General features: G+C 65.0%; 12 protein-coding genes. 8 read left to right on the forward strand and 4 right to left on the reverse strand.

Features of this window, described 5'->3' with window-relative positions:
• Positions 1-210: 210 nt before the first annotated feature.
• Complete coding sequence (locus AC07NT_RS10710) at positions 211-1,122, forward strand: LysR family transcriptional regulator (protein WP_498599039.1); 912 nt, start codon at positions 211-213, stop codon at positions 1,120-1,122.
• Positions 1,123-1,133: 11 nt separating this feature from the next.
• On the opposite strand, the gene AC07NT_RS10715 is transcribed toward AC07NT_RS10710, so the two are convergent.
• Positions 1,134-2,210 (reverse strand): Kelch repeat-containing protein, encoded by a 1,077-nt coding sequence (locus tag AC07NT_RS10715; protein WP_498599038.1) that lies wholly within the window; start codon positions 2,208-2,210, stop codon positions 1,134-1,136.
• Positions 2,211-2,493: 283 nt separating this feature from the next.
• Here AC07NT_RS10715 and AC07NT_RS10720 point away from each other — a divergent pair, with 283 nt between their 5' ends.
• The 4 genes from AC07NT_RS10720 to AC07NT_RS10735 all read left to right on the forward strand — a co-directional run bounded on the left by AC07NT_RS10720 (position 2,494) and on the right by AC07NT_RS10735 (position 5,686).
• Positions 2,494-3,528, forward strand: coding sequence for an ABC transporter substrate-binding protein (locus AC07NT_RS10720; protein ID WP_498599037.1), 1,035 nt, complete (start codon positions 2,494-2,496; stop codon positions 3,526-3,528).
• 63 nt (positions 3,529-3,591) lie between these two features.
• Complete coding sequence (locus AC07NT_RS10725) at positions 3,592-4,422, forward strand: ABC transporter ATP-binding protein (RefSeq protein WP_498599036.1); 831 nt, start codon at positions 3,592-3,594, stop codon at positions 4,420-4,422.
• A gap of 10 nt (positions 4,423-4,432) precedes the next feature.
• Complete coding sequence (locus AC07NT_RS10730) at positions 4,433-5,200, forward strand: ABC transporter permease (protein WP_498599035.1); 768 nt, start codon at positions 4,433-4,435, stop codon at positions 5,198-5,200.
• Positions 5,201-5,206: 6 nt separating this feature from the next.
• Complete coding sequence (locus tag AC07NT_RS10735; protein WP_498599034.1) at positions 5,207-5,686, forward strand: nucleoside deaminase; 480 nt, start codon at positions 5,207-5,209, stop codon at positions 5,684-5,686.
• Positions 5,687-5,698: 12 nt separating this feature from the next.
• On the opposite strand, the gene AC07NT_RS10740 is transcribed toward AC07NT_RS10735, so the two are convergent.
• From AC07NT_RS10740 to uraH, 3 genes are all read right to left on the reverse strand, one after another.
• Positions 5,699-6,691 carry an isopenicillin N synthase family dioxygenase gene (locus AC07NT_RS10740; RefSeq protein WP_498599033.1) on the reverse strand — a complete coding sequence of 331 codons (993 nt, stop codon included), beginning with the start codon at positions 6,689-6,691 and terminating at the stop codon, positions 5,699-5,701.
• Positions 6,692-6,822: 131 nt separating this feature from the next.
• Positions 6,823-8,019, reverse strand: a complete 1,197-nt coding sequence (locus AC07NT_RS10745; protein ID WP_498599032.1) for a urate hydroxylase PuuD — start codon at positions 8,017-8,019, stop codon at positions 6,823-6,825.
• The gene (gene uraH, locus AC07NT_RS10750; protein WP_498599031.1) at positions 8,019-8,372 is read right to left on the reverse strand and encodes a hydroxyisourate hydrolase; all 354 of its coding nucleotides are present in this window, start codon (positions 8,370-8,372) and stop codon (positions 8,019-8,021) included. The genes AC07NT_RS10745 and uraH overlap by 1 nt, the downstream gene beginning before the upstream one ends.
• Positions 8,373-8,450: 78 nt before the next feature.
• On the opposite strand from uraH, the gene AC07NT_RS10755 reads away from it, so the two are divergent.
• From AC07NT_RS10755 to uraD, 3 genes are read left to right on the forward strand one after another with little or no spacing between them, the layout of a single operon-like run.
• On the forward strand, positions 8,451-9,116 hold the full coding sequence (locus AC07NT_RS10755) for a GntR family transcriptional regulator (protein ID WP_498599030.1): 666 nt from the start codon (positions 8,451-8,453) through the stop codon (positions 9,114-9,116).
• A complete protein-coding gene (puuE, locus tag AC07NT_RS10760; protein ID WP_498599029.1) occupies positions 9,113-10,063 on the forward strand; it encodes an allantoinase PuuE in 951 nt (316 codons plus the stop codon). Before AC07NT_RS10755 ends, puuE begins: the two co-directional genes overlap by 4 nt.
• A 20-nt stretch (positions 10,064-10,083) precedes the next feature.
• Positions 10,084-11,853 carry a 2-oxo-4-hydroxy-4-carboxy-5-ureidoimidazoline decarboxylase gene (gene uraD, locus AC07NT_RS10765; RefSeq protein WP_498599028.1) on the forward strand — a complete coding sequence of 590 codons (1,770 nt, stop codon included), beginning with the start codon at positions 10,084-10,086 and terminating at the stop codon, positions 11,851-11,853.
• Positions 11,854-11,856: the final 3 nt, after the last annotated feature.

Genomic DNA, 11,856 nt, shown 5'->3' on the forward strand with positions numbered 1-11,856 from the left:
AGAACGCGGGGGCTGCATGCATCCGCGTGGAATCTCAATCGGTTATCGATAAGCTGGCTGGGCCTGGCTGTCTGGGACGGATCAGCGCAAGAGCGGTTTCAGGTGAGCTGGAAGTCCCGAAGTGTAGGCAGCGCCGGCGGCCCCGTCCAATACTCAATTCACGCGATGCCATATCATCGTGATATCGATTGACCGCCTTTTCCCATTCCCATGAACCTGAAGACCCTGCGCTACTTTGTCGCGATTGCCGATGCCGGCAGCCTGACCGCCGCCGCCGCCGCCATCTCGATCGCCCAGCCGGCCCTGACACGGCAGTTGCGCGAACTGGAAGCCGATCTGGGCGTGCCGCTGTTCCATCGCATGCCGCGCGGCGTTCGACTCACCCAGGCGGGTGTCACGCTCTACGAGGCAGCGCAGCGCATCCTGGGCGAAGCCCAGCGTGTGCGCCAGCGCCTGGCCAGCAAGGCCGGCGACACCAAGACCACCGTGGTGCTGGGCGTCTCGCCCACGCTGGCACGCGTGCTGTTGCCGGGCCTGTTCGAGCATTGCATGCGCACCCTGCAGGACGTGGAACTGCGTTCACGCGAAGCCTTCACGCCCGAGCTGCTGGACTGGCTGGAGCGCGGCATCATCGACATGGCGGTCGTCACCAACCCGGGCATCGGCCGCTCGGTCTCGCTGCAACCCCTGCTGGGCGAGCCCTTCGCCCTGATCTCGCACGCCTCCATGGGCATGGGGCCCATCGTCTCGCTGGCGCAGCTGGCCAAGATCCCGCTGCTCATGACCAGCCTGCACCGCGACATCGTCGAACGGCAATTGCTGCCGTTGGGCAAGACCCTGAACGTGCAGGCGGTGCTGGACTCGGTGGACTCCATCCGCGCGCTGGTCCAGAAGGGGCCCTGGGCCACAATCATGCCGGTCTCGGTGTTCAAGGAAATCGGCACGTCAACGGAGATCGTGATGTCGCAGATCACCGGCATCCAGCTCACCCGCCTGCTGGTGCTCGCCACCCGCCTGGAGCCCGAGGGCAAGCTGGCCATACCGGTGGTTCAGGAAATGATCGAAGCCGAGTTCTCGCGCCTCATGCGCGAAGGGGTGTTCACCTTCACCACCGCCCCCTGAAGTCGGGGCCGTTAGGCGAGACTGAAAGCCTCGTTGATCGCGCTCTTCACGCCGCCACCCATCTGCGGCCCGCCACCGGCGACATAGATCGCGTCACCCACCACCACCGCGCCCATGCCATGGCGCGGCGTGAGCATGGGCGCGCAGGCTTCCCAGCGGTCGGCGACCGGGTCCCAGGCCTCGTTCTGGCCGTAGACCCGTTGCCAGCCCTCACCGCCCATGACGAAGACCTTGCCGCGGTAAAGCACACAGCCGTGACCAGAGCGCGCGGTGGGCATGGGGGTACGAGCAGTCCATTGGTCGGTCTGAGCATCGTAAGAGTGGTGCAGAGTGCTGTTGGTGTGGAAGCTGTCCACGCGACCTCCGATCACATGGATCCGCTGGTTCACGACGACGATACCCGTGTGATCGCGCCCCACCGGCAGGGGCTGGCGACGCTCGTAGCGGTCGGTCTGCGGGTCATAGACCAGGTGCCAGTCGATGGAGCGGCGCCAGTCACTGCCGATGGCGCCACCGATGAGGTGGATGCGCCCATTGAGCGCGATGCAGGCGATGGCACCGCAGGCCTCGGGCAGGCGCCGGATGGCAGTCCACTTCTGGCCATCGAAGTAGAAGGCCTCGTCGTGCGGCGTACGGTTCTGCTCGATGAAACCGCCAAAGGCGTAGAGGCGGTCGCCCAGCGTGGCCACCCCCACGTGGTTGGCACCGCGTGGCAGCGGCGCCAGTTCGTCCCAGCGGTCGACTGCGGGGTCATAGGCGTGGTGGTAGGGCCGGTCCACCCGCTGCTCCGCATAGCCTCCGACCAGATGGACACGGTTGCGGTAGGCCACGGCCCAGGCCATCTCCGTGCGCGGGATGGGCAGGGGCGCACGTGGGGTCCAGCGGCCCTGTTGCGCCGCCTTGGGCGCGGGACTGGCGATGTCGGCCTGGCGCGCATGCATCTCGGGCAGGCCCATGCGGCCCGGCTGGTTCAGGCGTTCGAACTGGCCATCGTGGTGTCCGAAATGTTGGGCACGTGTGAGTGCGGGCAGGCTCAGGGCCGGGGCCGCGAGAGCGGCGGTGAGCACGCGACGACGGGAAGCAGACATAGGCTCAAGCTCCAAGAGTCGAAAAAGATTCTAGGCCGGCACTCGGCATTCCGTCATCGCAATTTGCACCATCCCTGTGCAACGCACCGCCGTTGTGCGCACCTTTTAGGGTTTGTCTGAATATCTGGAGTCCAAATCGACCAGACAATCTGTATACAGCTCTGTTTTCAATCCCGCATCCACGGAATCCGAACTGGCACCCTTTTTGCTCAAGTCATAGTACCGTGATGGCTGCCATCACTTTCATTCATTGCCTGCAGGCAGGCTTACCCAGGAGATCTCCATGTCCAAGCGCCACCTCCTCAAGACCGTCGTCGCTCTCGCATTGACGGCCGGCTTCGCCACGGCCCAGGCCCAGACCAAGCCCCTGAAGTTCCAGCTCGACTGGCGCTTTGAAGGCCCGGCCGCCTTCTTCACCCTGCCGGCTGCCAAGGGCCATTTCAAGGACGCCGGCCTGGACGTGACCGTGGACAGCGGCAACGGCTCGGGCGGAACGGTCACGCGCGTGGCCTCGGGCACCTACGACATCGGTTTCGCCGACATGGCTGCCCTGATGGAGTTCCACGCCAACAACCCCGACGCCCCCAACAAGCCGGTGGCCGTCATGATGGTCTACAACAACACGCCGGCTGCCGTGATGGCACTCAAGAAGTCGGGCATCAAGACCCCGGCCGACCTGAGTGGCAAGAAACTCGGTGCACCGGTGTTCGACGCCGGCCGCAAGGCTTTCCCCATCTTCGAGAAGGCCAACAAGGTCAGCAACGTGGCCTGGACCGCCATGGACCCGCCGCTGCGCGAAACCATGCTGGTGCGCGGTGACATCGACGCGATCACCGGTTTTTCCTTCACATCCCTGCTCAACCTGGAAGCGCGCGGCGTCAAGGCCGACGACGTGGTGGTCATGCCCTACGCCGACTACGGTGTGAAGCTCTATGGCAACGCCATCATCGCCAGCCCCAAGCTCATCAAGGAGAACCCGGAGCTGATCAAGGCCTTCCTCAAGGCCTTCACCAAGGGTGCCAAGGAAGTGATGGCCAACCCGGCTGCCGGCATCGAGACCGTCAAGGCACGCGACGGCATCATCAATGTGGAACTGGAAACCCGCCGCCTGCAGATGGCCATCGACTCGGTGGTCGCCAGCCCCGATGCGCGCAAGGAAGGTTTCGGCCAGATCAACGCGGGCCGCCTGTCCCTGATGGCCTCGCAGGTGTCGGACGCCTTCGGCACCAAGACCCGCGTCGATGCCGGCGCCATCTGGAACGGTTCCTTCCTGCCGACCGCGGCCGAGCTCAACATCCTGCCGCCGGCCAAGAAGTGAGCGGTATGCTTGCTTGAATCAACTGGCCAGCATCGTCTGGCCGTTTTTTTGTATCGAGACACCATGGCGACCGAATCCACCTCCCCCCCCTTCGTCCAGTTCGACGATGTCTGGCTGGCCTACAACGACGAGTTGTTGCAGCAGAACGTCTTCGCCGTGGAGGCCATCAACCTGAACGTGCGCCAGGGCGAGTTCATCGCCATCGTCGGCCCCTCGGGCTGCGGCAAGTCCACCTTCATGAAACTGACCACGGGCCTGAAGATGCCCAGCATGGGTCGCATCCGCGTCGACGGCCAGCCCGTGACCGGCCCGCTCAAGGTCTCGGGCATGGCCTTCCAGGCTCCCTCGCTGCTGCCTTGGCGGACCACGCTGGACAACGTGCTGCTGCCGCTGGAAATCGTCGAACCCTATCGCCAGCAGTTCAAGGACCGGCGCAAGGAGTTCGAAGAACGCGCGCTCAAGCTGCTCGAGACCGTGGGCCTGGGCGGTTACGCCAAGAAATTCCCCTGGGAACTCTCGGGTGGCATGCAGCAGCGCGCCAGCATCTGCCGCGCCCTGATCCACGAACCCAAGATGCTGCTGCTAGACGAACCCTTCGGCGCGCTGGACGCCTTCACGCGAGAGGAGCTCTGGTGCACGCTGCGCGACCTGCATGCGGCACAGAAGTTCAACGTCATCCTGGTCACGCACGACCTGCGCGAATCGGTCTTCCTGGCCGACACTGTCTATGTGATGAGCAAGAGCCCGGGCCGTTTCGTCGTACAGCGCGAGATCGACCTGCCGCGTCCGCGCGACCTGGAGATCACCTACACCCCCGAGTTCACCGGCATCGTGCATGAGCTGCGCGGCCATATCGGCGCCATGCGCAAGGCCGGCGCCGTGATCAACCAGTGAGGAGCCTGACATGAAAAACCACAAGCAACTCGAACGCTGGTCCCCCCTGCTGCTGCTGGTCGCCATCGTCATCCTCTGGCAGATCATCACCTCGGCTTTCAACGTCTCAGAATTCATCTTCCCCAGCCCCCTGCGCATCTGGGAACAGACCCTGCAGCACAAGGCCGTCATCGCGGCCCATGCCTGGCGCACCTTCTGGGTCACCATGGCGGGCTTCGGCATCGCCATCGTGGTGGGGGTGCTGCTGGGCTTCCTGATCGGCAGTTCGCGCCTGGCCTACGCGGCGGTCTACCCGCTGATGACCGCCTTCAACGCCCTGCCCAAGGCGGCCTTCGTGCCCATCCTGGTGGTGTGGTTCGGTATCGGCATCGGCCCGGCCATCCTCACGGCTTTCCTGATCAGCTTCTTCCCCATCACGGTCAACATCGCCACCGGTCTGGCCACGCTGGAGCCTGAACTCGAAGACGTGCTGCGCGTGCTGGGCGCCAAACGCTGGGACGTGCTGATCAAGGTGGGGCTGCCGCGCTCCATGCCCTACTTCTTCGGCTCGCTCAAGGTCGCCATCACCCTGGCCTTCGTGGGCACCACGGTGTCCGAGATGACCGCGGCCAATGAGGGCATCGGCTATCTGCTGATCTCGGCCGGCTCGGCCATGCAGATGGGCCTGGCCTTCAGTGGCCTGCTGGTGGTCGGCGCCATGGCCATGGCCATGTACGAGCTATTCAGTTTCATCGAAAAGCACACCACGGGCTGGGCCCACCGCGGCTCGCAGGGCTGAGCGGGCATGTCTCCCGAGCAAGTCCTCCGCCACCTGCGGTGCGCCAACGAGGTGGCGCGCCGCGCGCGTGACGAACTCGGACGCCATCCCTTCGGCGCCATCCTGATCGCTCCCGACGGAGAGACCCTGCTGGCCGAACAATGCAATGTGGACACGGTCAACCACGCGGAGGCTGTGCTGGCGCGCAGTGCCGCGCAGAACTACGCGCCCGATTTCCTGTGGCGCTGCACCCTGGTCACCACGGTGGAGCCCTGCGCCATGTGCGCAGGCACCCAGTACTGGGCGAATATCGGGCGCCTGGTGTTTGGCATGAGCGAGCGGCGCCTGCTTGCGTTGACAGGCAGCCACGAAGAGAACCCCACCATGGGCCTGCCCTGCCGCACCGTGTTTGGCGCCGGCCAGAAACCTGTCGAGGTCATCGGCCCCGTGGCCGCCATGGAAGAGGAAATCGCGGCGCTGCACCGCGATTTCTGGCACACACGCTGAACGCGCCGCCGATCAATAGGCCTTGAAGTTGGCCGCCACCCGCTGCTTGAGATATTCGCCGGCCGTGATGGGCGGGTACTTGCGGGCCGGGCCTTCGATGACGGCGTTGCGGTTGGCCTGGGCGAAGAACGCAAGGCTGTAGCGCGGCCCCATGTAGCCACCCGGCTGCGGGTTGCGCACACGATGGAAGTTGCTCGGCAACTGGTCATCGCTCCAGCGCATGAGCATGTCACCGATATTGCAGGTGATGGCCTCTCCATCAGGCGGGATCGGTGTCCAGGCCTGCGCCTCCATCTCCTTGCCCGGGCAGACCTCCAGCCCGCCCTGGCCCTGCTGCTGGTAGAGCAGGGTGAGGCAATCGAAGTCGGTGTGGGCGCCTGCGCGCCAGAGTTCCAGCTTGTCCTGCACCTCGGGCGGGATCGCGTAGTAGTGCAGCAGGCGCAGCGTGCTCTGGTAGTCCGGCTGGGCCGGGTCGTGCGCACGGGTGAAGAAAGCCTCGTCAAAACCGAGCTTTTGGGCGAAGCAGGACAGCACGCGCATGCCCACAGCCCAGCTCCTGCGCTCGAAGTCCAGCATGGCGGCCTGGAAGCCGGGCAGCTCGGCCTCGGCCGGCCAGAATTCCGCCATGTGCGGGCGCGTGATCTGGTAGCTTTCTTTCTGGTCCGGCGTGCCGGTCGAGGGGCGTACCTGGGCGCGGCTCTCCCAACCCGCGTTGAGCGCCTTCTTCAAAGGGTACTGCGCCTTCACGGAATCCGGCAGGGCGAAAAAACGCTCGGCCATGGCGAAGGCCGCGTGGATCTCCTCGGGACGGATGCCGTGATTGACGAGCTGGAAGAAACCGACATCCACGGCCGCCTCCCAGAGCTGGTCGGCGATCTCGGCTTTGCGCGCCTCGAAATTGGACAGATCGATGCGACGGATCTCGCGCGTGGTGTCGAGCGCACCGATCGCGCCCATGCGCGATTCTTTTTGCAACTCGGTAAGGTCGTAAAGCTTGGCGGCCATGTGATCTCCTGAAAGGTGAATTTCAAGAGCAATTTCCGGCCGCAGCCATGCACTGACTGGGTGAACGCTTCTACTCTCGCAGAAACACTAGCAAACCCCGGGCCAGGATCGATGGAAGGCCGGGCAAGGCCTCAGTCAGCGCGGGCGCCGGCCCGGAACCACCGCGCCACCAGGGCTCGTTCGTCCTCGGTCATGCCCGTGGCATTGTTCATGGGCATGACCCGGCTCACCACCGCCTGCTGGTAGACCTGCTGAGCATGGCGCTGCAGCTCGGCCGCACTGTCCAGGCGCACGCCCTTGGACTGCAGGGCCTCGCCGTGGCACATGACACAGCGCTGCGCCACCACAGCCTGCACCTCGGCCAGACCGGCCTTGGGCGCCACCGCAACGGGGGCCACAGGTGCCGGCCGCAGCCAGACGATCAACCCCAACAGCACAGCCACCCCCGCGGCTGCATAAGGCCAGGGGTGCGCATTGCGACTCAGCTTGTAACCATGGCGCAGCACAAAGAACTGGCGGATCGCCGCACCCGCAGCCATGATGAGAATGAGGAAGACCCAGTTGTAGGCCGACGTGTAGGTGAAGCTGTAGTGGTTGCTCAGCATGGCGAACAGCACGGGCAGCGTGAAATAGGTGTTGTGCACGCTGCGCTGCTTGCCGCGCAGGCCATGGATGGGATCCACGGGCTGACCGGCCTTGAGCGCGGCCACCACCTTGCGCTGGCCCGGGATGATGCACATGGCCACGTTCGCGCTCATGGTTGTGGCCAGCATGGCGCCCACCAGCAGGAAGGCCGCGCGGCCGGCAAAGAGATGGCAGGCCAGCCAGGACGCCAGCACCACCAGCAGGAGCACGGCCAGGCCGACCTTGGCATCGCCCTTCTCCCCCCCGCCCAGGAAACGACACGCCAGGTCATACAGCACCCAGAAGACGACCAGGAAGGACAGCGCCGCCGTGATAGCAGCGGCAGGTGACCAATCCATCACCCGCGGATCGATCAGGTAGACACTGGGGCTCCAGAGATAGGACACGAGAAAGAGCGCAAAGCCGCTGAGCCAGGTGCTGTAACTCTCCCAGTAGAACCAGTGCAGGTGCGGCGGCAGCGTCGGCGGCGACACCGCGTACTTGACCGGGTGGTAGAAACCACCGCCGTGCACGGCCCAGAGTTCTCCTGTGGCGCCCTCATTGCGCAATTTGTCGTTTTCGGGCGGCGTGAGGCTGCTGTCGAGAAAGACGAAATAGAAGGAGGAGCCGATCCAGGCGATGGCCACGATCACGTGCAGCCAGCGCAGCAGCAGGTTGGCCCAGTCCAGCAGGTAGGCGTCCATCAGCTGCCCCGGTAGGTGGAATAGCTCCAGGGGCTGACGAGCAGGGGCACGTGGTAGTGCTGGGCCGGCTCAGCTACGCCGAAGTCAAGCGACACCTGGTCCAGGAACGCCGGCTCGGGCAACGCCACTCCTTTGCTCAGGAAGTAGGCCTTGACGCCGAAAACCAGTCGGTAGGTACCAGCCTTGAGCTGGTTGTTCTCGTAGAGCATGCCCTCGGGATTGCGCCCGTTGTCGTTGAGTGTGAAGCGTTTGACCAGCTCGGCCTGGGCGCCGTTTGTCGTGTAGAGCGCGACCGCCATGCCCGCGGCGGGGCAGCCGTGCATGGTGTCGAGTACGTGGGTGCTGAGGCCCATGGTGATCGTCCTTTTGAAAAACCGTAGCAGTCCACCGAAAGTGTATACAGTTTTTCCGATTGGCGATATCATTTCCCAATGGAATCGTCCAGCACACGTCACATCGTCGAGGCCCTTACACGCGCCATCGTGGAGCATCGGCTGCACCCGGGCACCAAATTGGCTGAACAGAAACTGGGCGACCACTTCGGCGTCTCGCGCACCCTGGTGCGCCAGGCCCTGTTCCAGCTGGCCCAGAACCGCCTGATCAGGCTCGAACCCTCGCGCGGCGCCTTCGTGGCCACCCCTTCGGTAGAGGAGGCGCAGCAGGTCTTTGAAGTGCGGCGCATGCTGGAGCTCGAAATGGTGCGCAGCTTCGTGCGCCAGGCCACCCCGGCCAAGATCAAGGCCCTGCGCGCGCATGTGGCCGAGGAAAAGAAGGCCGTGGCCAGCAACGACGTCCCCGGCCGCAACGAACTGCTGGGCGACTTCCACGTGCGCATGGCCGAGCTCATGAACAACCGCGTGCTGGCCGAGCTGCTGGAAGAACTGATCTCACGTTGCGCCCTGATCACCCTGGTCTACCAGTCCAAGAGCGCGGCCGAACATTCGAACGATGAGCATGTGGAGATCGTCAAGGCCGTGGCCGCCAAGGACGAGGATATGGCCGTGCGGCTGATGGACGAGCACCTCAATAACGTGATGGCCAACCTCACCTTCGACCGCAAACCGCCCACCAACGACATCGCCCTGGCCCTCGCATGATCTACGACAGCACCGCCCCTTACCCGCGTGACCTGATCGGCTACGGTCGTAATCCGCCGCACGCCCGCTGGCCCGGTGGCGCACGCATCGCCGTGCAGTTCGTCCTCAACTACGAAGAGGGTGGCGAGAACAGCGTGTTGCACGGTGATGCCGCCTCCGAAACATTCCTCTCCGAGATGTTCAACCCGGCGGCCTTCCCCGCCCGGCACATCAGCATGGAAGGCATCTACGAGTACGGTTCGCGCCAGGGGGTCTGGCGCATCCTGCGCGAGTTCGAACAACGCGGCCTGCCGCTCACCGTTTTCGGTGTGGCCACGGCACTGCAACGTCACCCCGAGGTCTGCGCCGCCTTCACAGAACTCGGCCATGAGATCGCCTGCCATGGTCTCAAGTGGATCCATTACCAGAACCTCGACGAGGCCGTCGAGCGCGCCCACATGGCCGAAGCCATGCAGATCCTCCGGCAACTCACCGGCGAGCGGGCGCTGGGCTGGTACACCGGACGCGACAGCCCCAACACGCGCCGCCTCGTCGCCGACTACGGTGGCTTCGAATACGACAGTGATTACTACGGGGACGACCTCCCCTTCTGGATGAAGGTGCGCAAGAGCGACGGCAGCGACACGCAGCAGCTGATCGTGCCCTACACGCTAGATTGCAATGACATGCGTTTCTCGCTGCCCCAGGGCTTTTCCCACGCGGATCCGTTTTTCACCTATCTCAAGGACACCTTCGACGCGCTGTATGCCGAAGGTGATCCGGCGGGCCTGGACCGCCCCAAGATGATGAGCATCGGCATGCACTGCCGCCTGCTGGGACGGCCCGGCCGCATCACAGCGCTGCAGCGCTTCCTCGATCACATCCAGACCAAGCCCCAGGTCTGGGTGGCACGCCGCCTGGACATCGCGCGCCACTGGCGCGCCACCCACCCCTGCCCTGCGGTCTGAGGTCCGGGAAAGAATCACTCATGGCCATCACGCTGGAACAACTTAACACCGCCGCACCGTCAGACGCAGCGCAGATGCTTGACGGCCTTTACGAGCACACACCGTGGATCGTGCAGCAGGCGCTGCTGCAGCGCCCGTTCGCCAGCCTCGCCGCCCTCAAGCTGGCCTGCGCCCGCGCGCTCGAACAGAGCAGCCGCGAGGCGCAGATCGCGCTGGTGCGCGCCCACCCTGAACTCGCTGGCAAGGCCATGGTGGCCAAGACCCTCACGGCCGAATCCTCAAACGAGCAGAACAAGGCCGGCCTCACGCAATGCACACCCGGGGAGTTCGCGCGCATCCAGCAGCTCAACACGGACTACAACGCGCGTTTCGGCTGGCCCTTCATCCTGGCCGTGCGTGGCCCGCGCGGCAGCGGCCTCAGCAAGCAGCAGATCATGGCCACTTTCGAGCGCCGCTTGCTGAGCCATCCCGATGCCGAGCTGGCCGAGTGTCTGCGCAACATCCACCGCATCGCCGAGATCCGTCTCAACGACAAGTTCGGTGTCGAACCTGCGCTGGGCCATCTGGTCTGGGACTGGCAGGAAAAGCTGGCGACCTACAACGAGCCGGCCTACGCCGAACGCGGCGAGCTGACCGTGACCTACCTTACCGAGGCGCACCGCGCCTGCGCCGCCGCCATCGCACAGACCATGCGCGAGGTGGGCTGCGACAGCGTGGTGATCGACGCCGTGGGCAATGTGGTGGGCCGTTACGAAGGCAGCACGTCTGGCGCGCGCGCGCTGCTCACGGGCAGCCACTACGACACCGTGCGCAACGGCGGCAAATACGACGGCCGCCTGGGCATCTATGTGCCCCTGGCCTGCGTGCGCGAACTGCATCAACGCGGCCAGCGCTTGCCCTATGCGCTGGAGGTCGTGGGTTTTGCCGAAGAGGAAGGCCAGCGCTACAAAGCCACCTTCCTGGGTTCAGGCGCCCTGCGTGGCGATTTCAACCCGGCCTGGCTGGACCAGGTGGACGCCGACGGCATCTCCATGCGCGCGGCCATGCAGACGGCGGGCCTGCCTGCTGCACTGGAAGCCATCACAGCGCTCCAACGCGATCCGGCGAAATACCTGGCTTTCGTCGAAGTGCACATCGAGCAGGGACCCGTGCTGACGCAGCACGACCTGCCGCTGGGCGTGGTCACCTCCATCAATGGCAGCGTGCGCCTGCTGGGCGAAGTACGCGGCACGGCCAGCCATGCCGGTACCACGCCCATGTCCATGCGCGCCGATGCCGCCGCCGCCGTGGCCGAACTCATCCTGCACGTGGAACAGGCGGCGCGCCGCCACACGGGCAGCGTGGGCACCGTGGGCATGCTTGAGGTGCCCAGCGGCTCCATCAATGTCATTCCGGGCCGCTGCCGCTTCAGCCTGGATCTGCGCGCACCCGACAATGCCCTGCGCGATGCGCTGCTGGCCGATGTGCGCAGCGGGCTCGAAGCCATCTGCGCGCGCCGGGGCGTGCAACACACGCTGGAAGAAACCATGCGCGCCAGCGCCGCGCCCAGTGCCCCCGAATGGCAGGCCCGGTGGGAACAGGCCGTGAGCGCCCTGGGCCTGCCCGTGTTCAAGCTGCCCAGCGGGGCCGGCCACGACGCCATGAAGTTGCATGAAGTCATGCCTCAGGCCATGCTCTTCGTGCGCGGCGAAAACCTGGGTATCAGCCACAACCCGCTGGAATCCAGCACCAGCGACGACATGGAACTCGCCGTGCGTGCCTTCCAGAACCTCCTGCAGCAGCTGGCCTGAGCC

This window comes from Hylemonella sp. GW821-FHT10B10 (assembly GCF_059415585.1).